We start from the raw sequence: 26,086 nt of genomic DNA, 5'->3' as shown, positions 1-26,086 counted from the left end.
CTCACCAGGTCACGCGTTCACGGCCGCGCAGGCGACGCGGTGGAGCCCGGCGACGCTGACGGCGTGCCCGCGCGCGGCTCACTCCTGGACGGGAGCCGGCTCCCAGGCGTTCCCGCCGTTCGGGACCCTGTACAGCGGCCGGTTCCTGACCGCGCTGGTGCGGAAGGGCGCGCCGGTGCCGGGGCCGACGGTCAGCGTGCCCTTGCGGTCACCGCTGGACCACTCCAGTTCCAGGTACCAGTCGACGTCGTGGGAGATGGTCTCGGCACTGACCTCGATGACCTCCGGGTCCCGCTCGCTCACCTTGAGCGGCAGGCCGGTACTGCCCCCGCTCACGACCAGGCGGGGGCGGGCCGCGTCCAGGTCGAGGTCGTAGGAGTGGAGGTCGACGCCGCCGCCGCAGCCCTCGCCCATGGCATAGGCGTTCCAGGTCAGCGGGGCCCCGGTCCGCACGACGCGGACGTTGAGAGCGGTCAGCACCACGGTCTCGCTGCCGGTGCCCTGCACGGCCAACTCGACCGAACCGTAGTGGCCGGGGACCGCGCCGACCTGGGAGACCCAGGCGGCGACGTCCGCCGGCGCGGGCGGCCGGGGCACCTGCGACGGCGGGCGGTCGACCAGGTACTGCTCGCACCCGTCCGCCCGACCGGGCCAACGGACCGTGACGGCGATCGGGGTGCTCTCACGCCGGTCGGCAGCGCCGGCCGGGGCGGGAACGGACGTCGGGTCACCGCCCGGACGGGGTTTGACACCTGTGGTCACCGCCCCGATGGCGGCGAACACCGCGACGGTCGCGGCAACGGCGAGCACGCCCTGGCGCACGCGCCGCCACGTCAACACGGCCGAGGTACGCACGGGGTCGGCCGTCCCGTCCTCCGCGACGCCTCCCGCAGCCGGCCGCGCCTCCGGTCCGGTTATCAGCCCAACTCCCGGTTCCGACCCCCTGAGGGGCTCCGGTGCCGCAGCCGTAGCCGCAGCCACGGGCTCCCGACCGGACGCCTGCCGGTTCCCCCGCGCCGCCTGGGCGGCGACCCACCACCGGTAGAGCTCGGTGTGTTCCTCCGCCGTCGCCCGGCACAGCCGCGCGAATCCCTCCAGCGGGGCGAATTCCACCGGCATCACATCGCCGTTGCAGTAACGGTGCAGGGCCGACGTGCTCACGTGCAGCCGCTTCGCCAGCGCACCGTAACTGAGCCCCGACCGGCTCTTCAACTCCTGGAGCAGCCGCGCGACCTCGTCCGCCCCGCTCGACTCCCCGATCCCCTCCGGCACTGCACTTCCCCCCGCTCGCATCCCCGTCATCGCACCCCGACCCCGACCGTCACCGGCGAACGGATCACCGGGACTCGGGCCGACGTGACCTCCGGCAGACAAGTACGCGGGAGATCACCGCACGGTTCCCTCAAGGGCACCGACCGCATCCGCCACGCCCTCCCAGCACCCTGCCGGCGCGTCCCAGGCAGGTTACGTCGTCCCAGCTCAAACAGGGTAGAGGCGTCCCAGCGTCCCTGATCACCGGCCCACCGTTGCGGCCGGGACGAACCGGCTCACAAGCTGACGGCGAACATCGAGAGGGAGCAACTGTGAGCACTGTTCGGGCGGCCTCGGCCGCGATACGCACCAACGACCGTCTGCACCGGGGTGCGGTGGCACTGGCGATGGGCGGGCTGCTGCTGATGTCCGCGGCCTGCGGCGACGGTCAGGACAAGGCCGCCGGTACCACCACCCCCACCGGCGCCAGCACCGCCACCGACGCGCCCGGCGGGGCCGCCGCCGCGGCGACGCCGAGGACGTCGGCCGCAGTGCTGGACGTGCAGCCGAAGGACGGGGCCCAGGCAGTCGCACCGACCGCGCTCCAGGTGTCCGTCTCCCACGGCAAGCTCACCGCCGTCGACGTGACCGACAAGGACGGCAAGCCCGTCCGGGGCTCGATCACCGCGGACGGCACCGGCTGGAAGCCCGCCGCCGCACTCGCCCCCGGCACGGCGTACACGGTGAACGCCCAGGCGAAGGACGCCGACGGTCTGGTCTCCGCGGTCACCAGCGCCTTCACCACCGCCGCCCCCGGCAAGCAGGTGTCCACCAACGACAACATCGCCGACGGGCAGACCTACGGCGTGGGCATGATCGTCGAGGTGGACTTCAGCAGCAGGGTCGTGAACAAGGAGGCCGTCGCCAAGGCCATCACCGTCGAGACGGACAACGGCACCGAGGTGAAGGGCCACTGGTTCGGCGACAACCGGATCGACTTCCGCCCGGCGGAGTACTGGAAGCCGAACACCAAGGTCACCATCCACTACCGGCTGAAGAACGTCGAGGTCGCCCCCGGCATCTGGGGCGACGTCGACAAGGACGAACCGTTCACCATCGGCCGCTCCCAGGTCACCACCGCGGACGCCGCCACGCACCAGATCACGATCGTGCGGGAGGGCAGGTCCACCACCGTGCCGGCCACCCTCGGCGACGACCAACACCCCTCCTGGGGCGGAACCATGGTCATCATGTCCAAGGAGAACGTCACCCACATGAACTCCCAGACCGTCGGCCTGGGCAACGAGTACAACATCCCCGACGTCCCCCACGCGATGCGGCTGACGCGGACCGGCACCTACCTCCACGGGAACTACTGGTACAAGGGGGACCCGTTCGGCAAGGCCAACACCAGCCACGGCTGCGTCGCGCTCAAGGACGTGGAGGGCGGCCGCGACACCTCCCCCGCAGGGTCCTTCTTCAACAGCTCGCTGATCGGCGACATCGTCACGGTCGTGAACACCAAGGAGAAGACCGTCGCCCCCGACAACGGCCTCGGCGGCTGGAACCTCCCCTGGGCCAAGTGGTAGCACCCGCCGTCGCGGCCGGGCCGCCCGTTGCCGCCGGACCGGCCGGAGCAACCAGGGGAGTTCACCGGGACCTGGAGAGAGCAATCCGGGCGGGACGACGGCGACCTGGGTGCGGGAGCAGTCGGACGGACCGCGGCCCGACGAGGTTCCCCACGGGCCGCGGTGACGCGGTTCCCCGCCCATCGGACCTCGGCTGCTTGCGAGTCCGACTCCTGAGTGGTCACAAAGTCCCGCTCGACCGGTTCGGTCGAGCGGGACTTCTGCCTTGACCGGGCCTGTTCGAGGTGGGCCCGCGGGCTGTCGGTCCCTGCCGCAGCTTCTCGTCGGGATCGAGGACGGTGGCGGCCAGTCCAGGAGATGCGACCCATCCCGGACAGCCTCATGGATGGCCCGCGTCTGCTACGTTCACCGTGCGCGAATGAGCGGTCACGCGTGCGAGTCGTACGCACGCAGCGTCCCTCGCGGACCGAGGCGGTTCGTGAGCGTGGCGTACGCCGGCCGGCAGGGGGGACGGACATCCATGAACGCGTATGCAGGTTCGGACAGGCGCTACGCCGCCCCGTCGGCTCCGCCGTCGGCCGGGCCGGTCTTCGGGGTCGACCCGGCGGACCTGGACACGGCGGCCAAGGCCGCGAAGGACACCGGCGAGGCGATGCCGAACGAGCTCAAGGCCATCCACGAGCCCTCGGACACGGTGGTCTCCGCCATGTCCGGCTGGCGGGTAGGAGCGTCGCTGAAGAACTGCACGGCTGCCTGGGAGGAGTGCCTGAAGAACCTGGCCACGGAGGTCGACACGGTCAGCATCAAGCTGAACCGGACGGCGAGCGACTATCGCAACGCTGACAAGAACAGCGCCGTCGGCCTCGCCCCGTACAGCGCGGGCGCCTCCCCGCAGACGGGGAGCTGATGGTCACCCTCGCCCAGCTGCGCGACACCGACCTGTCCGGCCTCGTGCCGGCGGCCACCGCGTACGACACCCTCTCCGTCAACTTCAACAAGCACGTCCAGACGATGCATCACGAGGTCGTTCGGCACCTCTACAGCGCGAGTTGGGTCGGCAACGCCGCCGGTGCCGCCAATGCCTCCCTGCAACACACCGGTGAGCGCCTGGACGCGGCGCACACGGAGATGTCAGCGGTTTCCGGGCTGCTGCGCGAGGCCTACGACGGATTGCTGCTGGCCCAGCTCAAGCTGAAGGAGGCGCTGCAGGACGCAAGGGACCTGGGACTGACCGTCGCCGACGACGGGACGGTGACCTGGCCCGCGCCGTCGAAGGCCGAGCAGAACGACCCGGGGTACAACATCCCCGAACGTGCGAAGGCGCTCGCGAACCGGATATCCGGCGCCGTCACCGACGCCGACGGCGTCGACCAGAAGATCGCCGGCCTCCTGGACGCCCTGACCGAACGCGCTCGGACCGGCACCGGGCTGCAGAGCGACAAGGCCGCAGCGGATCTGAAGGCCGTCACCCAGCAGGGTGTCGACCTGATGACAGCGGGGTTCCCTCCCGCAGGCACCCCTGCGACGGAGGTCAACGCATGGTGGCAGAGCCTTCCCCCTGACGAACAGCAGCACTTCGTCCAGGCCTACCCGGACCTGCTCGGCATGCGCGACGGCATCCCGGCGGTGGCCCGCAACCAGGCCAACCAGCTCCAGCTGGCCCACCTGATCGACGTCTACTCGCACAAACCCAGCCTGACGGACGACGAGAAGCAGAAGCTGGACGGCTTCCGTGCGATCGATACCAAGCTGAAGGGATACGGGGACCAGAAGCCGCCGATCTTCCTGCTCGGCGTCAGCGAGGAGGGGCAGGGCCGCGGCATCCTGTCCTACGGCAACCCGGACACGGCGAAGAACGTCAGTGCGTACGTCCCGGGGCTGGGCACCAAGCTCTCCGACGTTGCCCACAAGGACGGCGACCGCGCCCGCAACGTATAGCAGGCAACGCAGAACGCCGACCCCACCGCCTCGGTCGCTTCCGTGGTCTGGCTCGGCTACGACCCGCCGCCGGGTCTGGACAAGCTCCTCGACGGCGACACCCGGACGTTGGACGTGATGGACACCGACCGCGCCGTCAAGGGCGGCGCGGCGTACGACAAGTTCCTGGCGGGCCTGCGCGCCACGCACGACGGTTCGCCCGCGCACCTGGTCGCCCTGGGCCACAGCTACGGCTCCACCACGGTGGGCATGGGCGCGCAGAATCCCGGTGGCACCGGAGCCGACGACATCATCCTCGTCGGCTCACCCGGTACCGGCGCGCAGCGGGCCTCACAACTGAACGTCGACCCCGGTCACGTATGGGTCGGCGATGCGGAGAGCGACCCGGTGAGTCACCTGCCGTCCGCGCCCCGTGCGGCCATGGGCAGCCTCTACCCCGTCATGGGGCCCCTCTCCGACGACCTCTACACGGCGATCGGCGGCCGGCCCGACCAGCTCTGGTTCGGCCAGGACCCGGCCGGCAAGGAGTTCGGCGGCAACCGCTTCGCCGTCCCGTTCGGACTGCCCCAGGAGTCCCACTCCAACTACATGGAGCAGCCGGACCTGAAGGCCGGCCCGAACGACAACGCGATCTCGTCCAACAACATCGGCCAGATCGTGGCCGGCAAGTACAACCACGTCACCAGGCAGGACCCGCGATGATCGCCCTTTCGAGCAACCCGCTGCCACGTCGCCTGGCTGCGGTCACCGCGCCTGTGGCGCTCGCACTCGCCCTGACGGCCTGCGGCGCCGTCGGCAATGTCGTCAGTCCCTCTCCGTCCACGTCCTTGGTGCCTCCGGAGCAGGCCCTGCAACGCCTCAACGCGCTCCTCGACGACTCGCTCGCCCGGGTCCAACCCCGCCCGCAGTACTGGGATGCCTGGCCCCACTCGACCGAGCAGAGCGGCGGCATCGACGACCACTCCCTCGGTTACGCCACCGCCACCCGCGACCGTTACCTCATGACCAAGATCGCCCCGGCCAAGTACCCCACCCTGCTCGGCATGATCGAACAGGGCTGGAAGGCCAAGGGCTACACCGTCGCCACCCCGGCCGGCTCCACCCTGCCTGCCCTGACCGCCCGGACCCCGGACGGCAACAGTGTCAGCATCACCATCTACGAGCTCGGCAACATCGACATCAGCGCGGCGGTCTCCCGCATTCCCGTCATCCGCGACCGTGATCCATTCGGCACCCCGACGGCTGACCCGGTCATGGCCAACGGCAACCTCGACATCATCCCCCGGTACGACGACCCGTTCTGGTCGCACTGAACGGGCAGCCGCTCTGCAGACCACCCCACTCGGGCCTGCCGTCCGGTGGGTCCGAGCGGGCCCGGTGGACCGCCGGTCGTCCTCTCCGGGACCCTGGTCCCCTCACATTCCCAAAGGCTGCGCATGACCCCCGAACAGGCTGTCCAGGCACTCGATACGCTCCTCGATGACATGACGGCCGCGATCCGCCCCCGTCTGCGCCACTGGGACGGCCGGCCGCGCTCCGTCGAGCAGACCGCCGGCCCGGACGACCGGTCCCTGGGCTACGCCGTCGCCACCCGTGACCGCTATGTCATGACCAGGGTCGCCCCGGTCAAACACGGGGCCCTGCTGGGCATCACCGAACGCGGGTGGCACGCTCGTGGGTACACGATCACCCATACCGACCCCGGGCGACCCGCCATGTTCGCCACCACCGGTGCCGGGCACAGTGTGTGCGTGCTCTTCGGTGCCGCCGGCAACATCACCTTCCAGGCCGCCGTCGGCCCGATCCCCGTCATCCGCGACCGTGATCCGTTCGGCACCTACCCACCCGAGCCGACCCTGGCCAACGGCAACCTCGACATCATCCCCCGGTACGACGACCCGTTCTGGTCGCACTGACAGCCCATGACGATCCGAGTGCCGGGCGCTCGGTCTCCGTCATCCGTGATCGCGGCTCCCGGTCGACCGCGGAGCATCGGTGACGCACCCTGGGACCGGGCGGCCCGCGGAGCCCTTGCCCTCACCCCATGTGCCGGAGAGCGCGTTCGCCCTGGCGACGCGCCTCTGAGGTGCTGCGCTCGCCTTGGACGGGAGCGGAACGGCCGGCGAGGCCCGGGAAACGATCTCCAGCCATCCGGGAGGCGATCTTCACCGCCGGTCCGGGGCACCCCGCCGCGGGCGGCCGAGCCCCGCCGGGCAGGGCCCAGCCGCCCGGTCACGGCCGCCCGGTCACGGCCGCGGGTCGATCGGGGTGAGGGTGCCCAGGCGGTCCTCGATGTGCTGGGCGGCGGCCAGGCAGAGGTCCTCGCGGTAGGAACGCCCGACCAGTTGGACGCCGGTGGGGAGGCCGTCCGCCGCACGTCCGGTGGGGACGGCGACCGCCGGGACGCCGACGAAGCTGGTGACCGAGCAGAGCCGCATGCCCGAAGCGACCCGGTCACGGCCGGCCTGGTCGCGGGACTCCAGGCCGGGTTCGACCGGCGGTTCGGTGAAGACCGGCCCGAGCAGCAGCGGGTACTCGTCGAGGAACTCCGCCCAGGAGCGGCGGATGTTCATCCACCTGCCCATGAGCGCGATCAGCCCGGCGGCGTCGAGCGGCGGTGCGGTGCGCATGGTCAGCTCGATGAAGCGGTCGCCGCCCTCCCCCAGCAACTGCCGTACGGCGGGCCAGTTGGGGGCGAACTCGGTGTTGGTGAGCCGGTGGTAGGCGTCCAGGGCCTCGTCGAGGCGTGGGACGTCCGGGACCTCGCACACCTCGTACCCGGCGTCCCGCAGGGCCCCGGCGGCCGCCTCGACGGCACGACGGACCGTGGGGTGGACCCCGTGGCCGCCCGGGTCGGCGACCACCGCGACCCTCGGCGGGCCGTCCAGCGGGTAGCCGTACAGCGGGGCGGGGACGGCCCGCGGGTCCCGGACGTCGGGGCCGGCCAGGGTCTCGTAGGCGAGCCGGAGGTCGGCCACCGTACGGGCCAACGGGCCGTCCGTGACGAGGAGTTGGGAGGCCGGGCCGGGGTCGTCCGGGCCCAGCATCCGCTGGCCGACACCGTCGACCGTAGGCGACGCGACGCGGCCGAACTACTGGCTGCCGCCGAGCACACCCGGCCCGGGGATCTGATCCCCGACACCGCCGGCTCCTTGCGCAGAGCCGTCGTGCCCAAGGCCGCTGGGCACCTGACCTGGGCCGAGGAGACCTCGACCGGGCGGCGGCGGAACCTCACCTACGAGGAGAGCGAAGCCTTCTGGGCCTTCGCCGCGATCGAGGTCCTGCGCCTGACCGGCATCCGCAACGAGGAGCTCCTTGAGCTGACCCACCACAGCATCACCGAATACCGGCTGCCCAGCACCGGCGAAGTCGTGCCACTGCTGCAGGTCGCCCCGTCCAAGACCGACAGCGAACGGCTCCTGCTGGTCAGCCCGGAACTGGCGGACGTCCTTTCCACCATCATCCGCCGCCTGCGAGGAAGCAGCCGCGCGATCCCGCTGGTGACCTCCTACGACGTCCACGAGCGGGTCTGGAACCCGCTGATGCCGCTGCTGTTCCAGCGCGATATCGGCACCGAACACCGCGCTTTCACCCCGACCGCGCTCCGCAAGCTTCTGATCAACGCGCTGACCGCCACGGGCCTGACCGATGCCGGCGGCGAACCGTTCGTCTTCTCTCCACACGACTTCCGCAGGATCTTCGTGACCGACGCCATCATGAACGGCCTGCCTCCGCACATCGCCCAAGTGATTTGTGGGCATAGGAGTCTTGACACGACGATGGGCTACAAGGCGATCTACCCGGCCGAGACCATCGAGGCCCATCGCGCCTTCATCGCCCGTCGCAGGGCCACCCGACCCAGTGATGAGTATCGGACCCCCACCGAGGAGGAATGGGACGCTTTCCTTGCGCACTTCGAGAAGCGCAAGGTCTCCATCGGCACCTGCGCTCGTGCCTTTTCAAGCCCTTGTGTTCATGAACACGCTTGTGTTCGCTGCTCGCTCCTTCGGCCGGACCCGGCCCATCGCGGCCGGTTGGAGGAGATCCGCGACAACCTCGTTGCCCGCATCGCCGAGGCCGAGCGCGAAGATGGGCTCGGCGAGGTCGAAGGACTCCGCGTCAGTCTCGCGGGCGCCGAGGACAAACTCGCCCAGCTCGACCGGCGAAGCCGGACCAGCACCACTGTTGATCTCGCTATCCCTCACCTGGCCAGACCTCTGACCGGCGGCCAGGGAGGGAAGCCGTTGTGATCACGTTCGGAGAAGTGGCATCACATGCCACTGGGACGCGTGGACAACCAGTCGGGATACGCAGCTTTGAGAGCGTCCCTGACCGCGGTGCTGGGCGCGAATACATCCCCGCCACCGTCATAAGGGTGATAAAGCCAGCGAAGATCAAGCGGGGCCAGAGTTACCCCTGCAATCACCTCGTCGGCCACGAGCTGCAGAAGCGGATCAAGAGCCTGCCTGCGGCGCGGACGACGGCTGATGTATTCGTGCTGGTAGAGGATGTCATCAGGGAAGTCGTCGTAATGAACCCAACTGCCCCAGTGCTGGGCATCCGGGTCGACCCTCTGGAGATCCGCCATGCGCGTGACAGGCTCACGGTCCCCGTTCCACTCTCGGGTCACCACATAGAGCTCGTCGTCGTTCGGCCCCAGCTCAGCCAACAGCGTGTGATGCCGTTCGAGGAGGATGTCGTACTCGGCCTCGTCGTCCGGATATCGCTTCGATCCGGGGAGACTGTGAAAGCGTACCCATCGGTCGGGATAGGCAGGCGGCATCGGAAGGTGGTCCCGCACTGCAGGCCACTGCCGTTCCCATAGGACGGAGAGTGCTTCGAGGTCGCGCCTGGGGGTGCTTCTGTTCATCGCTCCATGATCACGCATTGATGCTTCGGCCGACTTGCACTGCCACCGTCAACGAGCCGTAGTGAGCAACTCGGAGAGAACAGACACAAGTTCAGAGAAGCCTGCCTGCGGTGCTCGATGCGCTGGCCCGACCCAGCCCAACGGGACCGGATCGTCGACATCCGCGACAACGTCATCGCCCGCATCGCTGAGGCTGAACGCGAGGGCTGGCTCGGCGAGGTCGAAGGGCTGCAGACCATCCTGGCGGGAGCGAACGACAAGCTCGCCCAGATCGACCGCAGGGCCCCACAAGCCGTTGACCTCCCGATGCCCACCGTCCCACCTCCCCATCCGCCCGACCGGCGCCAGAACCAGTTGTCAGCACCAGGTGAGAGGGTGCGGCCATGAACATGGACGATTTCTGGACCGTCATCGAGGCAGCCCGCACCGATGCAGCCTCAGCCGCTGAAGAAGATCCAGGCCAGGCGTTCGCATCGGCCCTCGTCGAGCGGCTCGCGGCCACGTCGAAGCAGACGATCCTCGAATACCAGCAGTGCTTCGACCAGCTCCACGGGGCGATCTACCGCTGGGACATGTGGGCCGCCGGCTATCTGATCGGCGGAGGCTGTTCCGACGACGCCTTCACGGACTTCCGCGCTGGACTCATCGCCCAGGGCCGGGATTGGTATGACCGCGGCGCCTCCGCACCTGATGCTCTGGCCCAGCATCCGGACGTCATCGCTGCGGCCGCCGAAGGCAGCGATGAGGCTCTGTTCAACGAGACCGTCAACTACGCAGCCTCCTACGCCTACGAGCGCATCAACGGCGACAAGGACGACTGCACCTTCTACGACGACTACGACCAGTTCTGCGGACCCAGCACCAACCACGAGCCCGCCGATATGGGCGAAAGCTTCGATTTCGACGACGCCTCAGAAATGCACGCGCGCCTTCCCCGACTGGCCCGACTCTTCCCCACCGAGAGCCACAGCTGAGCGCACCGACCCTCTCGCCACCAAGTTCAGAGAACAGATCAGCGTTCGCACGAACCGCTACTCAGTGCCGGTGCGGTTGATCGGCCGCACCGTCCGCGTGATGCTGCACGCCTCCGAGGTGGTCGTCCATGACGGACGGGAGGAGGTCGCCCGGCACGAGCGGCTGATCGCCAAGGGCGGCACCCGCCTCGACCTGGACCACTATCTGGAGGTGTTGGTCCGCAAACCTGGCGCCCTGCCGGGGGCGACCGCGCTCGAACAGGCCCGCTCCGCGGGCAGGTTTACCCCGGTTCACGACGCCTGGTGGGCGGCGGCCCGCAAGGCCCACGGCGAGCGCGATGGCACCCGCGCGCTGATCGAGGTCCTGCTGCTGAGCCGCCACCTGCCCCACGAGCACCTCGTTGCAGGCCTCGCCGTCGCCCTGAAGGCCGGCGCGCTGACTGCAGATGCCGTCGCGTTGGAGGCCCGCAAGGCCGCTGACGCCGACACCGCAGCGGTCTCTGCCGAGCCGGAGCCGCTGGCGACGGGCCGGACGAGCGTGACGTCGCTGACCGCTCGGCGCCTGGCCCACCTGCCGCCCGACACCCGGCCGCTGCCCTCGGTGGCCCACTACGACCAGCTGCTGCGACACCGGCGGCCGGACCGCCCGACCACCACCTGAAGGAGAGCGCCGTGACCTTCCCCCGCCAGCGAGGACTCACCGAGCAGGCCGCCAACGCCGCCGTCGACCAGGCCTGCCGGATGCTGCGGCTGCCCACCATCCGCGCCCAGTTCCCCGAGCTTGCCGAGACCGCCTCGCGCGAGCAGATGTCCTACCTCGGGTTCCTCGCCGAGCTGCTGATGTCCGAGTGCGACGACCGCGCCCGGCGCCGCTCCGAGCGCCGGATCAAGGCCGCCGGGTTCCCCCGCGACAAGTCGCCGCAGTTATCCGGGGTTCGCGGCAGCGGTGACCCTGTTTATGCAGGCCGCAGCGGTCCTGACGGCGTCCGTAGCGTGGACGCCGGTCTGTTCAGGCGTCGAGGCCGGGCCTTGTCCAGAGCGTGATGTCGCTGCTTGTGGCGACGGCGAGCGTGCGCCCGGAGGGGGAGAAGCCGGCGGCTCTCAGTTCGGAGTAGCGAGAGTGGAAGATGTGCCACCAGTTCTCACCGGCTGGGCCACGACAGAGTCCGCCATCGGCCGAGAGGAGAACGCGGTGATGCGGCCAATCTGGGCTGACGACCTCAACGGTCCACCCGTCCTCGGTGGTGGAGTGGAGCCCGCCGCCGAACAGGCCGGCGATCCGAACCTCGGTCCCGGCGAGCGGTCCGAGTCCAGGGCAGGACAGGTTGGGGCCAGTTGGTGTGCTGTGATCGAGGTCGGGGTCGTGGTCGCGGGCGAGCCGCTGCCCCGTGGAAGCGTCGAAGACTCCGTGACCGCTACTGGAGACGACCATCAGGAGGTCGTTTCCGCTGGCGGGGTCGACCCCGAAGCCGACTCCGAGTAGCCCGCCGATGGCCTGTGCGGGGACGGGCTGCCAGGGGTGGGGTGCTGGGATGACGGGGGCAGCGACGAAACGATCCCTCAGCTGCTGCTGGTATTCGGAGAGCATCGTGTCCTCAGGATGGATGTCCCCGGTTCAGCCGGGGCAGCTTACTGGTGGTCAGAATCAGCTCGTCGTGGACCGTGGGCAGCGGTCATTCGTCGATGCGTTGAAGGATGTGAGCGAAGTCGCCGGTCTCGACCAGGCCGACGAGGACCTGGGTCATCTTGCTGATGCCGGCGTCGCGGACGATGAGGCCGTCCGAGCACGAGAAGTAGGCACCGCCGAGGGCCTCCCCGGTCGCCGCCCACCGCTCCATGACGGTCTCCACTTCAGCGAAGGTGATGACGGTCGCACTCCAGCGGGTCCCGTCGTTGAGGTCCACGAAGACGTCGACGTTGTCCACCGACTCCAGGTCCTCGCCGGCATTCGGAAGGAACGCCGCCTCGAAATGCTCCGTGCGGACCCTGTACCAGGGCCCGTCCCATCTGCCCGCTTGTTCGTCGTGGCTCACCGGGCGAGTCTGCCGGGCTGATCCTCCGACCTCAACCGCATTGTTCTGGCACACATGCGGACATGCAGTGGCTGGCCCCTCATTCACCGGGGCGCGTCGCCGCGTTCCCGAAGCCGACGCTGGAGGCGAAGGATCTCGCCATGGGCAGCGGCCAGCCGCTGTTCGAGCTCTTGGACGCGCTCACGGTGGGCGGCGCGTTCGCGGCGGAGAGCCTCGGTGAGGCTATGGATCACCGTGCCGTCGTCGGCTGACGGGTCCTGCTGGAGGGGCCGGTGGTCAGCCCGTTGCTGGCCGCGCAGGGTTTCGATGCGTTTGCGCAGGTCGGCGTGGGCGTAGAGGAAGTCCAGGCTGACGCCCGCCGCGCGGGCGACAGCCCGAAAGTTGATCTCCTCGCCTGCTTTGACCAGCCGCCGGATGCCTGCCTCTGCTCGGTGGACGGCCTGCTCGTGCTTCTCCTGGGCTGCCTGCCGCAGGGCGATGATGCGCCGGTTCTCGGCTGGGGCAGCGGTAGGGACCGAGGTGGTCGGGCGGGTGGTCATGCGGGCTATGTCCCTTTGCCATCAGGTGTGTTGGCGGTGCTCTGGTAGCAGGTGCGACCGAGCACGCCCGCGCCGCGGACGACGGCGGCGCTGTCGTCCGGCTGGGCTTCCAGAGCGGTGATCTCCAGTTGCATGCTGCGGATCTCCGCGGTGCGCTGTTCCAGCCAGACGTTGGCCTCGCTCATCGGCTCGCCGTAGCGTTCGGTGTGCCGGGCCTGTCGAGTGGCGACCAGCGCCTGGGTCTCGGAGAGTTGGCGCTGGATGTCAGGGAGGAAGGTGCGATCGGTGGCGAAGTGGTCGCATCCGTGGCAGGCGTTCCCCTTGTCGCAGGACCGGGTGGGCGGCAGCAGGCAGTAGCCGTTGGGCAGGATGCGGTCGGTGCGGCGGTCGAGCTGGACGAGGTCGAGCATGTCCCGGCGATCCATACCGAGTTCGCGTCCGTCGCGGCCGACTTTGGCCAGGGCAAGGAACTCGCGCTCGGCGGTGCTGGCCAGGGTCGCCGCGTAGCGCATCGTCATTTCCGGAGAGAGGTGGCCGAGGTAGCGCTGGACGACGTGGATGGGGGCTCCGGCGTTGATCAGGGTGGTCGCCTTGGTGTGGCGGAGCCGGTGGCTTCGCGAGTAGAGGAGGAGTTCGCCGCGCGAGTAGCGCAGGTCCAGGTGGTGGCTGAAGTCCTTCAGGACGTGGTTGTAGTTGCTGGTCTCCCAGGACTTGGTGCCGTGCCGGTTGCCGGTGGTCTTAGGAAACAGGTGTCCGCGTACTTGTTGAAGTGCTCAGCAAGGTACAGCTGAAAGTGCTCAGCTCCTGCTGCGGGTGGACGCCGGGAAGGCCCAGCCGCTCAGCCCGTGCTCGGTGTCTGTCGCGGGTGTCATGATCTCGCTTGTGGACGAGGTCATGGGTGTTCTGAGGCAGGAGTTTGATGCGGAGGAAGGAAGCTTCCTCCTTCGGCTGCGGGATGATCTGGAGTGGGACCGAGTGGCCTTCAGCCGCCTGGAGCGGGCAATGCGTGCGGCGTGTGAGCAACTCCAGGGAGACGAGAACCTTGATCGCTGGGTCGCCGAGGGTTTCTACGAGGTTGCGACGTGGGTTCCGTCGTGGACTTCACACGCGAACTTCCCAAGGCCGGTTCCGGACTCCTACTACGAGGACTGCATCGAGCGTCTCGGTGATCTGGCCGACTGGTTCTTCCGCGGGTGGCACGACCGCTCGGCCGCAAATTCCTGGGTCGACCTCTGAAGCCGTCGTCGGTCACGCCGCGTCAGTTTCGCGTTCGATTGCGGTGAGGCGGTTCTTCAGCCGGTAGCTGGGGCCGTTGATCGAGATCACGTCGCAGTGGTGGAGGAGCCTGTAGAGGATGGCGGTGGCGAGGACCTCGTCACCGAACACCTGTCCCCACTCGCTGAAGGTCTTGTTCGAGGTCAGGATGATCGAGCCCTTCTCGTAACGCTTGGAGATCACCTGGAAGACCAGGTTCGCCTCGGCGCGTTCAAGGGGCTGGTAGCCGACCTCATCGACCTATGCGGATATCGGCATAGATCGACCTATGCCGAGACCGCGACTATGCCGAAGCCGTGTGCGTTCTTCCGCTCCTTCGTGGGGTTTCGGCTGGTCATGGCTCTGCATAGTTTCCGTGCCGGGCAGCCTCGTGGGCGAGGGGCGGGGTGCTCCCGGCGAGGGGGTGGCAATGCCGCACGGAAGTACGCGTCGGAACGCGGGTGCCCTGGCACCGCAGGTCGAGGGCTATCGGGCATGGCTGGCGGAGCGTGGGTACACGACCCTGACCGTCAGGAACATGCTCAAGGATCTGGGGCAGGTGGGTCTGTGGCTGTCGAGGCAGGGTCTCGGTGCCGCTGATCTGGACGAGGGGCGGCTGAAGCAGCACCTTGCCGATCTGCGGAAGTCGGGGCGTCGCCGGGTGGCTGGGCCGCGCGGCATGGTCCCGCTGCTGACGTTCCTGCGTGAGGCCGGGGTGGTGCCCGCGCCACGGGTGCCACTGTCGCCGGTGGATCTTCTGCTGGAGCGGTACCAGCGCTGGATGGAGTCCGAGCGTGGCCTGTCGGCGTCGACGATGCTGCGCTACGGGAACACCGCCCGGCGCTTCCTGGACGAACAATCCATAATCGACGGAAAGCTCACGCCGGACAGCCTGACCGGCGCCGACCTGAACGCGTTTCTACTGCGGGAATGCGCCAGGGTCTCGGCGGGCTCGGCGAAGGGGCGGGTGGCCGAACTGCGGTCGCTGATGCGATTCCTTCACCTGCACGGCGTCACCCCGATGAAGCTCGGCGGAGCGGTGCCCCCGGTGGGCGGCTGGCGCTTCGCCTCCGTGCCGCCGACGATGGCAGCCGGCGACGTTCAGCGATTGCTGGACCATACTCCGCGCCACGGGACGGTCGGCATCCGCGACTACGCGATCCTGATGCTGGTGGCCAGGCTCGGGCTGCGTTCGATCGAGGTGGCCCGGCTGCTGCTGGACGACATCGACTGGCGCTGCGGCGAGATCGCCGTCCGCGGCAAGGGGCGCCGGGAGGACCGGCTCCCGCTCCCGGCCGACGTCGGAGAGGCCCTGGTCGCCCACTTGGCTGGCCCGAGACCTCGCCTGGATGCCCGCCACGTCTTCCTGACCTGCAAGGCTCCGCACGGTCCGATCCGGGCGGACCTGGTCGGCGACGTAGTGGAACGAGCCTGCCGGCGGGTCGGCACGCTCAAAGTCGGCCCGCACCGACTGCGTCATGCCCTGGCGGCCGACATGCTCCGACACGGCGCCGGGCTCACGGCCATCGGCCAGGTGCTCCGGCACCAGGACCTGGCCACCACCGCCCTCTACGCGAAGGTCGACTTCATCGCCCTGCGCGCGGTCGCACAGCCCTGGCCCGGGACGGAGGCGGCATGACCGATCTTCGCCAAGCGGTCGACGACTACCTGCGGCTTCGCCGTTCGCTGGGGCACCAGATGGCCGAAGCGGCCTATCTGCTGCCGGACTTCGTGAGATTCATGGACGACCGCGGCGAACAGACCGTCACCATCGCCGCCGCCCTGGACTGGATGAAGACCCGCGAGCCCGAAGTGATCACAACGGTCAGCCCTCGGAGGATCACCGCCGTCCGCGGGTTCGCCCGCTACCTGAGCGGGATCGACCCGGCGACCGAGGTCCCGCCGCTGGGGCTCGTGCCCTACAACCGACGCCGGGGGCAGATCTTCCTCTACTCCGACGCCGACATCGCGGCGATCATGACGGCGGCCAAAAAGACGATCCCCCAGCCACTGCGGGCGGCCACCTATCACACGCTCATCGGGCTGCTGGCCGCGTCCGGCCTACGGATCGGCGAAGCCATCAAGCTGGACCGCAACGACATCAACTGGACCGAGGGCGTCCTGCACATCCGCGAGTCCAAGTTCGGCAAGTCCCGCCTGGTCCCGCTGCAGGACAGCACCACGAACGCCCTGCGCGAGTACGACAGGCTGCGCGAAGACCTGATGCCCAGGCGCAAGGACCCCGCGTTCTTCATCTCCCTCACCGCGAAGCGGCTGATCTACGCCTGCGTGCATCCGGTGTTCCGGGCTCTGGTCGACACCGCCGGAGTCGGCCTCGACGCCCTGCACAGACCCCGGCTGCACGAGCTGCGACACACCTTCGCCGTTCGAACCCTGCTGCACTGGTATCGCACCGAGGACAACATCCAGGAGAAGATCCCGTCACTGTCCACCTATGTGGGACACCGCGAACCAGCCTGCACCTACTGGTACTTGTCGGCTGCCCCGGAACTGCTCGCACTGGCCGCCGCCCGCCTCGACGGCATCCGGAAGGCGGCCTGCACATGACCCTGATCGCACCGACCCTGCAGGCGTTCTTCACCGAACGCCTCGCCCGCCAGCGACAGGCCAGCCCCCGCACCATCGCCGCCTACCGCGACGCGATCCGCCTCCTGCTCGGCTTCGTCCGGCATCGGACCGGAACCGCGCCGGCGAAGCTGGACTGGAACGACCTGAACGCGGACGTGATCTCCGCGTCCCTGAACCATCTGGAAGAGGAGCGCGGCAACAGCACCCGAACCCGCAACGTCCGCCTGACCGCGATCCGCTCCCTGTTCTCCTACGCCGCCCTCCAGCACCCCGAACACGCCCTGCTCATCCAGCGGGTCCTGGACATCCCGCCCAAGCGGTTCGACAAGAGGACCGTCACGTTCCTGACCAGCCAGGAGGTCGACGCCCTGCTGGCGGCACCGGATCCGAAACGCTGGGAAGGACGACGGGACAAGGCCATGGCTGGCACTGGCCGTCCAGACCGGCCTGCGCGTCACCGAACTCACCAGCCTGAACTGCGACGACATCACCCTGGGCGACGGCACCGCCGTCCGCTGCGAGGGCAAGGGACGCAAACAGCGCACCGTCCCGCTCGACCGCCCTATCCAGAGCCTGCTGGGCACTTGGCTGAACGAGCGAGCCGGACGCCGCGGCGACCCTCTCTTCTGCACCCGCGCCGGGCGGCGCCTCAGCCGCGACGCCGTCGCCCAACGCCTGAGCATCCACGCGCAGGCCGCGGCGCGAGCCTGCCCTTCCCTGCTGGACAAGAGCATCCATCCGCACGTCCTGCGGCACAGTTGCGCGATGTCGTTGCTGCAGGCAGGCGTCGACACCACGGTCATCGCGCTCTGGCTCGGCCACGCCGGCGTCCGCTCCACCGACGCCTGCGTCCACGCCGACTTGACCATCAAGGAGAAGGCGCTCGCGCTGACCGCGCCGGTCACTGCTCGGCCGGGCCGCTACAGGGCCCACCGACAAGGTCCTCGCCTCCCTTGACCGCCTGTGACACAAATGATCGAAGGCCGCAGGTCCGGCTATGCGACACTCACCGCGTGATGACGCCCAGAGAACTGCGCGAGGCATGCCCAACCGGTGGAGGTCCTTACGCCTGCCCTTGTTGCAAACTCCTGACCTTGGACGCCCGCTGCGACTGGGAGATCTGCCCCGAATGCGGCTGGGAAGACGACGGTCAGGACGACTTGAACGCCGACGAGGTATGGGGCGGTCCCAACGGATCCGAAAGCCTCACCGACGCCCGCCTCCGCTACTCGAAGTATGCCGCGACCGCCAGAGCAACAGACTCAGGATCGGCCGCAAACGGTGGTCAGGGCAGGTGGCTCAAAGCCTGCCGGAGTTACCGCGCCTCTCGGCGTTTGCCAGAGCACTTCGATGCCACGCCTTCCCCGGTGACTATGCCGAACACCGCCGAGCGGAGCGGCGGTTCAACCAGCGGTGATCTCGCAAACTGAGACGACCCTCGGCATAGTCGCGGTCTCGGCATAGATCGACCTATGCGGATATCGGCATAGGTCGATGAACTCGGATACATGGAACTCGACCGCAGGGGCGCCGAGTTGCTGTTCCAGGTCCTGACCGAGCGCGAGGAGAAGAACAGCGTCGCCATCGCCTCCAACGAGTCGTTCGGCGGCTGGACCAAGACCTTCACCGACCCAAGGCTCTGCGCGGCCATCGTCGACCGCCTCACCTTCGGCGGCAACATCATCGAGACGGGAACCGATTCCTACCGCCTCGCCACCACCCGAGCCCGGGCCGAACAGCAAGCGGCAGCCGCCGGCTGAGGATCGCAGCAGGGTCTTCCTCGGCTGCAGCCGGCAGGCGCCGAGGAAGACCCCATCACAGGTTCGGCCCACCCGAGTAGGAGGACTGACCAAACACACGGGCCACCCAGCCGTCGAGCCGGACGCCGAACTCCCGAGCTGAAGCGATACCCGAGGCCGGAAGAGCGCCACCGTCGTCCATGCCGTCGAAGTAGTCGACATCGGCCCAGCCACCACGGAACAGCACCACCGACAGCTCAGCCTCCGCCGGACCCGAGATAAGCACACCAACGGAGTCAGGATCGTTCACAACCGACCTGTCCGTCTCAAGTCGCTGAGGCCAAGGAGCAGCTTCATCGCGCCAGGTCACCCGGCCCCACCGTCAGACCACCAGCCCGCCACCCCGGCGCCCGATCAGCTACTTCTGCAGCCGCCTCATCAAGATCAATAAATCGCTCCATGGACAGATCATGGTCCATGCCCGGCGCACTGCTCCACCGACTTCCCCCAGAGCGACACGACCCAAGCGCTGCCACTTCTCGGCAACATTTCCCGTCGAACAGATCCACAACCGCTGTCGGAACTCACCGACAAGTGCTGTCAGGTCTCACCTACGCAGCCAAGCGGCGCCTGCGCCGTACTCGGGCAGGCCGCCGGGACCGGGCACGTTCACTCCTGCCTGGCCGGGCACATTCATGTGCACGCCGACATGGGATCGCTCGCGTCTGCCCGGGGCGGGCCGGTGCGAGTCGTCGCGGCGCGTTGTTCGCCGGGTGCACAGGCGAGTTGCTCGCGAAGCTGCCGGTTCTCCTCGGTGAGGTGCCGGATGCGGGCGTTGGCGGCTTCGAGGCGCCGCCGCACGGAAGCGTCGGAGGTGCGCTGACGTGCGCGCCACCCGCGGCCTGCCCGTCAGTGCATCGGTTCATCGTCCAGGACGACCGTCACGCCACGCTCGTCGAAGATCTCCAGGACGTCGTCGAAGTAGGAACTGCTCGCACCGCACTCGACGGCCCGGTCGCCGAAGGCACGACGGGCGATGTCGGAATCGTGCCAGACCAGGGTGAACGGGGGAACGACCGCCGACCCGCCGCCGAGGCGGTCCTGGAGCCAGAAGAGTCCTGTGCCCAGTTCCCGGCCGGGGCCGAGGACGGCCTCGCCGATGGCCAGGTGAAGGCCCGGCACGTCGGTGGCGAACCGGCCGTCGAGGTGGTACTCGCGGCCGGAGCGGCCGATGCCGGGGCCGTACGGGCCACTGGTCGTCAGGCGCAGCCACGCGTACCGGCCCCTGGTGGTGAGCGGTGCCCAGAGGTTGGGCCGACTCGGTTCGCCGTCGTACCAGGCCTCGTGGATCGCACGGGCCTCCAGCGGCGGCCGTGCGTCGCCACGGTCCGCGAGCGTGAGGTCCAGCAGGGAGCCGCCCAGGACGGAGGGCCGCACGTCGGCGATGTCGACGTCGACGCCGTGGCGGTACATGACCCGGCCGTTGCGGTCCAGTGCCGCCAGCCACACGCACTCCCAGGGCCGGGGGTACGGGTCCTTCAACCGTTCCAGCAGCGCGTCGGTGGGTTCGCAGCCGATCAGGTGGATCGGCTCCGGCCGCGGGGGGCGCTGCGGGTACAGACCCCGTGTTTCGAGGCAGGTGCCGAGCGGTTCGTCGCCCCACCGGTGCGCCGGCCGGATTTCGAAGCGGTAGGACGTCGGGGGCGCCGGCACGGCAAGGGCCCCGTACATGGTGTTCGCGACACCGGCGCCGAGGACCAGGTCGATGCGCTCCGGATCACCGGGCGTGGGGCGGTGGGTGATGACGGAGACGTCGACGAGCTCGACCTCCGTCGGCGATGTCATGTCGTCCGCGTCGAGGACGTCCACGACCAGGTCGCCGAGCAGCCGGTCCCGCGCAGCGGGTCGGGTGGCGAGCGCGACGAGCCGGCTTTCCCGTGGGCAGCCGCGCAGAGTGACGACCTCCCGGTGCGGCGGCACCGGCGCCACGTACAGCCCCTCGACGTCGAGGCAGCGCGCGAGGAGCGCGACGCGTTCGGGGTCCTCCAGGCTGGATTCGTCCGCGACGAGCAGGTAGCGCAGCGGGAGGTCCCGCTTCCAGCCGAGGAACTCCGTGACCCGCATTCGACCTCCGGTACTCGACCCCTTCCGAACCGGGCCACCCTACGGCCCGTCGGAACGACGGTCACACGGGTTTTTCACCGGTGAGAACCCCTCTCGGACGGCCCCGGGCTCCTCTCTCCGACCGGATCGCGCCCAGCGCCACCGCTCCGGAGCTCACCAGCGGCGACCGGGCCCGGCTCATCGCAGGCTCGGCCCGGCGACTACGAGTTCTCCCAGAAGAAGCGTCCCTCGCGGTGATCGGGGCTGACGAAGGCAAAACCCTGGCCGTGGCCGAAGTTGAGGAAGTACGGGTCGTCCTCGCGTTCGCCGGCGTCGCTGATCTTGAAGAGGAACTGCCAGGGGGACCCGACCCGCGCGTAGCAGTTGGGGTAGCAGGCGGAGCCGCCGAAGTAGTCGTGGAGATCTTCGCCGCCGGGAAGCTCCACGTCGGGCCCCTCGCCACGCATGCTCCGCTCCCACGCGGCCTGCTCATCGATCGAACGGTCGACCGCCGGCGATACCGGTTGCAGGTCGACAAGCCACTCGACGGGCACCTCCGCCTCGTCAGGCCCCCAGCGCCAGAGCGTCCGGCCGCGCGTTCCCGGCGGCCCGATGACGGCGAAGTCGGGTACGCGACCGTCGGGTTGGAGCAGGAGCACCCCGTCCCCGGCCTCCGGGTCCAGCCCGCCCATGATCAGGTCCTCCTCATCGAGGAAGAGGTAGGCCATGCGGAGCTCGTCGCCGGGGACGGGGAACTGGCCGATGAACACCAAGGGCACGCCGGTCTGCGGGTGCACGGGCCAGGCGGGTTCGGACAGCCAGACCGGATCGCCGCCGAGCTTCGCCACCGGATCGGCGACCGGCCGCTCGGGAGCCCGAAGAACCAGCTGCCGGCGCGGCAGGAACGCAGCATCGTACGGCCCGGTCGCCTGCCCGGTAGGACGCGTGATCATGCCGTGGACCCTACGGCACCGTACTGACGAACCTCCACCGACCGCCAAGGCTCGTGCGGCCCGCCGACGCGACTACGGCAAAGGCGCGCTCTCCCGCCCGGCAGACCACGCCATGAACCGCGCGTACCGGACGGACGGCACCACGCACCATGCCTTCGAAAAGCCATCGCCGCAGCTGCCCACACCCATCGCGGAGTCCTCGCCGATGTAGCTGCCGAGTGCTCAGGTCCGTACGGACCGGCACAGCTCACGACGAATCGTCGTCGCTCCGGTCTTCCCCGCTCGTGATGTCGAGAGCTCCGTCGCGCAGAACGAAGTGGCGGGCCGCACTGTCATCAACGGTGACGCGAGGCCGGCTGACGCCCTGGAATGCCTCGGCCCGCAGCTGGAAACGGGCCGGGTTGGCGCCCCCCACAGCGCGCAGACGCCAGGGGCCGTCACCGGCACTCTGCGTGTGCGGCGGCACGGCCAGGTGCAGGAGGGCGGAGGCGTCGTGGTGAGTGCCGTAGCGCGTGTGAGCAGAGGTGTACGTGGCCAATCGGAGCTCGGCCGGCGGCGAGCCGGGGGCCGTTAGGAGGTCTGGCGTGGACTGCTGCGGTACGTCGGCGGCCGAGTGCGATGGGCTCCGGGCACGCAGGCTGACGAGGACGTCCGGTTGATGGGCCGTCTCCATCTCCGCCAGCACTGCGGCGAACCAGTCGGCGAGAGCAGGGCCACCACGCCGGGCCCAGGTCTCGATGAGTCCGCGGAAACCGGCTTCCCGGCGACGGGACGTGCGCTGCGCGCCTACGGCGAGGATCGCCTCGCCGGCGCCGGCGAAGGCCCGCTGGAAAGAGCGCACCGGGACGCGGTGCGTGTGCCCGGCAGAGCGGACCATGCGGATGTGCAGCATGGCGCGGTGCAGGAGAGTCGCGGCGGCCTTGGCGTTGGCGCCCAAGTGCCCCTCCTGCGGGGAAACGGGCACGGCAGGCCGGCTGTCGCCATGCGGCGTGGTCGCGTCAGCCCGACGACCGGCGGCGGACCGGTGCCAACAGCTGTCGTCCGGGCGGAGGTCGGCCATCGCCGCACGGAGCACGCCGCGGGCTCCGACGCCGATCGATACGCCGTCTGCATCTGGTCGAAGGACGACGCCCCGGGCGTCATGGGAATCGAAGCGGACCTCGGTGATGTCGCGCAGCCGTATGTCCAGCCTGGCAGTCTCGGGAGAGGTGACCTCGTCCACGGGATAGGAACGCGCAACAGCCAGTTCGAGATACCCGATGAGACGGCTGCCAGTCCGTTCGACCTGCAGATGGCGAACCTCGGCCGACGGCAGGTCGTAATCGGTGGCGAGGCTCTCCGCACTCTGCGGCGTCACCACCATCGTCGGGGCCATCACCTGCCCCAGATAGTCTCGACCTGGTACGTCAGGCTCCGCCGGCGCCAACAGCTCGTCCAACGAGTGACCGGCGAGCGAGGCCTGTTCCCGCATCCAGGCTCGCCTTTCCTCACCGAGGCCGGCCATCCACGCCAAGGCCGCCCGCGCACGACGCTCGCGCCCGGTTCGCGTGCTGGCCGTCACCGCCCGAAACAGCGGAACGGTGTTGTTGTCCCACACGTCCGCCGCCGCGCGGATGGTCTCTCGGTCGAAGCGGCGCGCGTCCGAGGAAGCCTCGGCGATCTGCACCAGAGAGCGGTCCAACAACGCGACCAGGACGGCGACCGCGGAACTCCGTTGAACGGGCGCCGCTCCACAGAGCCAATCCGTACCTGCACGGCGCCAAGGAGAGGAGGCATCAAAATTGGCCATGCCGGGATCCTCGCACGAAGCACGATCACACCGAACAGGTAGATGAGCACGTTCCTCTGCGTCGAGCTGGGAGTGCGGCACCACTCTCCTTCGGTCGATCCCGGGCCCTGCACGTAGCACCTGGAGCTCGCTGATTTCCGTCACGATCACCCGCCCCTCCGACACACCGCGCCCTAACTTGTTGTTTAACCTTGGCGCCTGCGAGGGTGTGGTGGGTGCTGAGCTGGTGGCTGGTCGGAAATTCGATCGTCGACCGGCAGGGTGACTTGGCAGAGTGCTCGTCATGAGCAACTCGTACGCGCAGGCAGTGCTGAGGACGACGGATGTTGCGGAGGCATTGCGAGTCGCTGGGCAGTTGCTCGATCTCGCTGACACCGGGGAACTCGAAGTTGACTTCGAAGCGCGGGTCTCCACGCCCCGTGAGCTGGAGCGGCTGACCGAAGTCATGCCGGACGCTGACTGGTGGTCCTACGGGGCCGACCGGCACGGCTCCTCCCGCGATGGCGACTCTCCGTCAGAGTGCCTCCCGATCTTCATGAGCAGATGGTGCATGGCCCCGGAAGATGTGGAGGCGTTCCTGGCTGCGGCGGGGAGCGTCCCAGTCATGGTGCGCTGGGATTTCAGCAGTTGGCCCGAGGCTCCTGAGGTCGGCCTCGGCTTCGGAGGCACCAGAGGCGCTTACGTGACGGTATGTGTGAATGCTCGCGACCTCTACCTTGAAGAGCCCGCGACGGATCACACGGTGTACGTCCACGTGAAGCAGGTCGAAGCCCAACGGGCTGCCTGGCTGGCAGCGCAAGTCGGCCTTGAGGTCATCGGCGAGTTGCAGATGGCACCCCTCTGAGTTTGTGATCTAGCCAGCGGGCTCGAACAGGCCAGCTCTGTGATCACTCGTCCGGGTATTCACGGGACACTGGAGCAGCCTTCGCGTAATCCTGAACTCGACTAAGAGGACACGGACTTGACGCGAAGGCCGTACTGGTGTTCATGGTGGAGCAGGGCGTGCAGTGCGATCCATTCGCGGAACTGTCATGCTTCCGAGGGGTCTTCTACGACTGCCTGACCGGACGGCGCGACGCGCTGTTCGAGCTCGCCGATGCGGTGCTGTGCACCGACGGCCCGGTGAAAACGCTGGTCGGCTTGGCGCCGGCTCCCGAGCACCGGCGCGGCCACGGCGCCCTGTACGGCGCGCTGAACCGGGGCCGCCTGGACGTCGATCGGCTGAGGGCCGAGCTGGCCGGCCTGCCGCTGCCCCGCGCCGCCGACGGCCGCCTGGTGCTGGCGGTGGACGTCCCGCCGTGGCTGCGGCCCGACGCCGACACGAGCGATGCCCGTTCGTTCTGCCACACCTACGGCCGTGGCGATGCCAGGCACCAGATGATCCCGGGCTGGCCCTACTCGTGGGTCGTCGCCCTGGAATCGGGCCGGACCGCGTGGGTCGCCCCGCTGGACGCGGTGCGGCTGCGGCCGGGCGACGACCTCGCCGCCGTCACCGCCGCACAGCTGCGGGATCTGGTCGAGCGTCTGGTCGCCGCCGGCCAGTGGAGCCCGGGCGATCCGCCGGTGTTGATCGTGGCCGACGCCGGCTACGACGTGATGCGGCTGGCCTACCTGCTGCGCGACCTGCCCGTGGAGATTCTGGGCCGTCCGCGTTCGGACCGGGTGATGCGCCGGCCGGCACCGACCCGTGCGCAGTTCGCCGCGGCCAACCCCGCCGGCGGGCGGCCGCCCAAGCACGGGGCTGAGTTCATCTTCAAGGACGCCAGGACCTGGGGCACCCCAGATGCGGAGACGAAGGCGCAGACCACCCGCTACGGCACCGCCCGCGCCCAGAGCTGGGACCGGCTCCACCCAGAGCTGCAAGGGCGCGCCGCCTGGCGCGACCACCCCGGCCGGCTCCCGGTCATCGAGGGCACCGTCATCCGACTCCAGGTCGAGCACCTGCCCAGCGGCGGCGACCCCAAGCCGCCGTGGCTGTGGTGGTCACGGCCCACGGCCGGCCCCACGGAGACCGACCTGGCCTGGCAGACGTTCCTGCGCAGGTTCGACATCGAGCACTTCTTCAGGATGATCAAGCAAACCCTCGGCTGGACCGCTCCGAGACTGCGAGATGCCGAGGCTTTGGACCGCTGGACCTGGCTGATCGCGGTCGCGCACACCCAACTCCGCCTCGCCCGCTCGCTGGCCGTCGACCTGCGACGTCCCTGGGAGAAGCCGGCCGAACCGGACAAGCTCACCCCGGCACGGGTCCGACGTGGGTTCCGACACCTGCACGCCAGAACCTCAACGCCGGCCGCAGTGCCGAAACCCACCCGCGCCGGCCCCGGGCGCCCGCCCGGCTCCACGAACCGCCGCTCCACGACCCGCTACGACGTGGGCCTGCTCCTGGCCACCGGCGAGTCCTACCGTCGACCGGCCCATCACACGGTCGGCAGCAAACCACGCCGCACTGGATAAATCACAAG

General features: G+C 69.2%; 26 protein-coding genes and 7 pseudogenes. 20 read left to right on the top strand and 13 right to left on the bottom strand.

The features are described 5' to 3' along the window. Window positions 1–78 precede the first annotated feature (78 nt). Window positions 79–837 (bottom strand): hypothetical protein, encoded by a 759-nt coding sequence (locus AB0O91_RS07840; protein WP_363429162.1) that lies wholly within the window; start codon window positions 835–837, stop codon window positions 79–81. A gap of 219 nt (window positions 838–1,056) precedes the next feature. Next, window positions 1,057–1,293 (bottom strand): annotated as a pseudogene (locus AB0O91_RS07835) (helix-turn-helix transcriptional regulator); the annotation flags it as partial. Window positions 1,294–1,583: 290 nt separating this feature from the next. Here AB0O91_RS07835 and AB0O91_RS07830 point away from each other — a divergent pair. From AB0O91_RS07830 to AB0O91_RS07805, 6 genes and pseudogenes are all read left to right on the top strand, one after another. After that, on the top strand, window positions 1,584–2,840 hold the full coding sequence (locus tag AB0O91_RS07830) for an Ig-like domain-containing protein (RefSeq protein WP_363429037.1): 1,257 nt from the start codon (window positions 1,584–1,586) through the stop codon (window positions 2,838–2,840). Window positions 2,841–3,360: 520 nt separating this feature from the next. After that, on the top strand, window positions 3,361–3,747 hold the full coding sequence (locus AB0O91_RS07825) for a hypothetical protein (protein WP_363429035.1): 387 nt from the start codon (window positions 3,361–3,363) through the stop codon (window positions 3,745–3,747). Further along, window positions 3,747–4,778 (top strand): hypothetical protein, encoded by a 1,032-nt coding sequence (locus AB0O91_RS07820; RefSeq protein ID WP_363429033.1) that lies wholly within the window; start codon window positions 3,747–3,749, stop codon window positions 4,776–4,778. Before AB0O91_RS07825 ends, AB0O91_RS07820 begins: the two co-directional genes overlap by 1 nt. An 18-nt stretch (window positions 4,779–4,796) precedes the next feature. Beyond that, window positions 4,797–5,480 (top strand): annotated as a pseudogene (locus AB0O91_RS07815) (alpha/beta hydrolase); the annotation flags it as partial. A gap of 128 nt (window positions 5,481–5,608) precedes the next feature. Further along, the gene (locus AB0O91_RS07810; protein ID WP_363429030.1) at window positions 5,609–6,091 is read left to right on the top strand and encodes a hypothetical protein; all 483 of its coding nucleotides are present in this window, start codon (window positions 5,609–5,611) and stop codon (window positions 6,089–6,091) included. Between the two features lie 171 nt (window positions 6,092–6,262). Then, window positions 6,263–6,694, top strand: coding sequence for a hypothetical protein (locus tag AB0O91_RS07805; protein ID WP_363429028.1), 432 nt, complete (start codon window positions 6,263–6,265; stop codon window positions 6,692–6,694). A gap of 330 nt (window positions 6,695–7,024) precedes the next feature. Here AB0O91_RS07805 and AB0O91_RS07800 read toward each other — a convergent pair. After that, window positions 7,025–7,828, bottom strand: a pseudogene (locus AB0O91_RS07800) (amidase family protein); the annotation flags it as partial. A gap of 117 nt (window positions 7,829–7,945) precedes the next feature. Here AB0O91_RS07800 and AB0O91_RS07795 point away from each other — a divergent pair. Further along, window positions 7,946–9,028 carry a site-specific integrase gene (locus AB0O91_RS07795; RefSeq protein ID WP_363429026.1) on the top strand — a complete coding sequence of 361 codons (1,083 nt, stop codon included), beginning with the start codon at window positions 7,946–7,948 and terminating at the stop codon, window positions 9,026–9,028. 20 nt (window positions 9,029–9,048) lie between these two features. Here AB0O91_RS07795 and AB0O91_RS07790 read toward each other — a convergent pair whose 3' ends face one another. Beyond that, window positions 9,049–9,648, bottom strand: a complete 600-nt coding sequence (locus tag AB0O91_RS07790; protein WP_363429024.1) for a hypothetical protein — start codon at window positions 9,646–9,648, stop codon at window positions 9,049–9,051. Between the two features lie 117 nt (window positions 9,649–9,765). Between AB0O91_RS07790 and AB0O91_RS07785 the strand changes: the two genes are divergently transcribed. The 4 genes and pseudogenes from AB0O91_RS07785 to AB0O91_RS07770 all read left to right on the top strand — a co-directional run. After that, window positions 9,766–10,035, top strand: a complete 270-nt coding sequence (locus tag AB0O91_RS07785; protein ID WP_363429022.1) for a hypothetical protein — start codon at window positions 9,766–9,768, stop codon at window positions 10,033–10,035. Further along, window positions 10,032–10,622 carry a DUF4240 domain-containing protein gene (locus tag AB0O91_RS07780; RefSeq protein WP_363429020.1) on the top strand — a complete coding sequence of 197 codons (591 nt, stop codon included), beginning with the start codon at window positions 10,032–10,034 and terminating at the stop codon, window positions 10,620–10,622. Before AB0O91_RS07785 ends, AB0O91_RS07780 begins: the two co-directional genes overlap by 4 nt. A 100-nt stretch (window positions 10,623–10,722) precedes the next feature. After that, window positions 10,723–11,283: a hypothetical protein gene (locus AB0O91_RS07775; RefSeq protein ID WP_363429018.1), complete on the top strand. Its 561-nt coding sequence runs from the start codon at window positions 10,723–10,725 to the stop codon at window positions 11,281–11,283. Between the two features lie 11 nt (window positions 11,284–11,294). Next, window positions 11,295–11,540 (top strand): annotated as a pseudogene (locus tag AB0O91_RS07770) (ATP-binding protein); the annotation flags it as partial. 91 nt (window positions 11,541–11,631) lie between these two features. On the opposite strand, the gene AB0O91_RS07765 reads toward AB0O91_RS07770, so the two are convergent. The 4 genes from AB0O91_RS07765 to AB0O91_RS07750 form a co-directional block, all read right to left on the bottom strand. Continuing rightward, on the bottom strand, window positions 11,632–12,210 hold the full coding sequence (locus AB0O91_RS07765; protein ID WP_363429016.1) for a hypothetical protein: 579 nt from the start codon (window positions 12,208–12,210) through the stop codon (window positions 11,632–11,634). Between the two features lie 85 nt (window positions 12,211–12,295). Continuing rightward, window positions 12,296–12,655 carry a hypothetical protein gene (locus tag AB0O91_RS07760; RefSeq protein ID WP_363429014.1) on the bottom strand — a complete coding sequence of 120 codons (360 nt, stop codon included), beginning with the start codon at window positions 12,653–12,655 and terminating at the stop codon, window positions 12,296–12,298. 83 nt (window positions 12,656–12,738) lie between these two features. Continuing rightward, window positions 12,739–13,194, bottom strand: coding sequence for a DUF6262 family protein (locus AB0O91_RS07755; protein ID WP_363429012.1), 456 nt, complete (start codon window positions 13,192–13,194; stop codon window positions 12,739–12,741). A gap of 5 nt (window positions 13,195–13,199) precedes the next feature. Next, window positions 13,200–13,943, bottom strand: coding sequence for a tyrosine-type recombinase/integrase (locus AB0O91_RS07750; RefSeq protein ID WP_363429153.1), 744 nt, complete (start codon window positions 13,941–13,943; stop codon window positions 13,200–13,202). A gap of 133 nt (window positions 13,944–14,076) precedes the next feature. Between AB0O91_RS07750 and AB0O91_RS07745 the strand changes: the two genes are divergently transcribed. Next, window positions 14,077–14,430 carry a hypothetical protein gene (locus AB0O91_RS07745; protein WP_363429010.1) on the top strand — a complete coding sequence of 118 codons (354 nt, stop codon included), beginning with the start codon at window positions 14,077–14,079 and terminating at the stop codon, window positions 14,428–14,430. 12 nt (window positions 14,431–14,442) lie between these two features. Here the strand turns inward: AB0O91_RS07745 and AB0O91_RS07740 are convergent. Then, a pseudogene (locus AB0O91_RS07740) lies at window positions 14,443–14,706 on the bottom strand (ATP-binding protein); the annotation flags it as partial. Between the two features lie 280 nt (window positions 14,707–14,986). Here AB0O91_RS07740 and AB0O91_RS07735 point away from each other — a divergent pair. The 6 genes and pseudogenes from AB0O91_RS07735 to AB0O91_RS07710 form a co-directional block, all read left to right on the top strand. Further along, window positions 14,987–16,087 carry a tyrosine-type recombinase/integrase gene (locus AB0O91_RS07735; RefSeq protein ID WP_363429008.1) on the top strand — a complete coding sequence of 367 codons (1,101 nt, stop codon included), beginning with the start codon at window positions 14,987–14,989 and terminating at the stop codon, window positions 16,085–16,087. Further along, the gene (locus tag AB0O91_RS07730) at window positions 16,084–17,016 is read left to right on the top strand and encodes a tyrosine-type recombinase/integrase (protein WP_363429006.1); all 933 of its coding nucleotides are present in this window, start codon (window positions 16,084–16,086) and stop codon (window positions 17,014–17,016) included. The genes AB0O91_RS07735 and AB0O91_RS07730 overlap by 4 nt, the downstream gene beginning before the upstream one ends. Then, window positions 17,013–17,243: pseudogene (locus tag AB0O91_RS07725) on the top strand (site-specific integrase); the annotation flags it as partial. The gene AB0O91_RS07730 and the pseudogene AB0O91_RS07725, both read left to right, overlap by 4 nt. A 178-nt stretch (window positions 17,244–17,421) precedes the next feature. Beyond that, on the top strand, window positions 17,422–17,994 hold the full coding sequence (locus AB0O91_RS07720) for a tyrosine-type recombinase/integrase (protein WP_363429150.1): 573 nt from the start codon (window positions 17,422–17,424) through the stop codon (window positions 17,992–17,994). Window positions 17,995–18,053: 59 nt separating this feature from the next. Then, complete coding sequence (locus AB0O91_RS07715) at window positions 18,054–18,467, top strand: CPCC family cysteine-rich protein (RefSeq protein WP_363429148.1); 414 nt, start codon at window positions 18,054–18,056, stop codon at window positions 18,465–18,467. 60 nt (window positions 18,468–18,527) lie between these two features. Beyond that, window positions 18,528–18,797: pseudogene (locus tag AB0O91_RS07710) on the top strand (ATP-binding protein); the annotation flags it as partial. 55 nt (window positions 18,798–18,852) lie between these two features. Here the strand turns inward: AB0O91_RS07710 and AB0O91_RS07705 are convergent. From AB0O91_RS07705 to AB0O91_RS07690, 4 genes are all read right to left on the bottom strand, one after another. After that, entirely contained in the window at window positions 18,853–19,086 is a 234-nt protein-coding gene (locus tag AB0O91_RS07705; protein WP_363429004.1) for a hypothetical protein, read from the bottom strand. Between the two features lie 599 nt (window positions 19,087–19,685). Then, window positions 19,686–20,900 (bottom strand): hypothetical protein, encoded by a 1,215-nt coding sequence (locus tag AB0O91_RS07700; protein ID WP_363429002.1) that lies wholly within the window; start codon window positions 20,898–20,900, stop codon window positions 19,686–19,688. Between the two features lie 200 nt (window positions 20,901–21,100). Then, the gene (locus tag AB0O91_RS07695) at window positions 21,101–21,832 is read right to left on the bottom strand and encodes a hypothetical protein (protein WP_363429000.1); all 732 of its coding nucleotides are present in this window, start codon (window positions 21,830–21,832) and stop codon (window positions 21,101–21,103) included. Window positions 21,833–22,079: 247 nt separating this feature from the next. Next, entirely contained in the window at window positions 22,080–23,498 is a 1,419-nt protein-coding gene (locus AB0O91_RS07690) for a hypothetical protein (protein ID WP_363428998.1), read from the bottom strand. A 406-nt stretch (window positions 23,499–23,904) separates the two neighbouring features. Between AB0O91_RS07690 and AB0O91_RS07685 the strand changes: the two genes are divergently transcribed. Continuing rightward, entirely contained in the window at window positions 23,905–24,465 is a 561-nt protein-coding gene (locus AB0O91_RS07685; RefSeq protein WP_363428996.1) for a hypothetical protein, read from the top strand. A gap of 143 nt (window positions 24,466–24,608) precedes the next feature. Next, complete coding sequence (locus AB0O91_RS07680) at window positions 24,609–26,078, top strand: NF041680 family putative transposase (protein ID WP_363428994.1); 1,470 nt, start codon at window positions 24,609–24,611, stop codon at window positions 26,076–26,078. Window positions 26,079–26,086 lie beyond the last annotated feature (8 nt).

The sequence above is a fragment of the Kitasatospora sp. NPDC089797 genome, assembly GCF_040684795.1.
GTDB lineage: Bacteria > Actinomycetota > Actinomycetes > Streptomycetales > Streptomycetaceae > Kitasatospora.
This window is presented reverse-complemented; position numbering and strand designations above follow the sequence as displayed.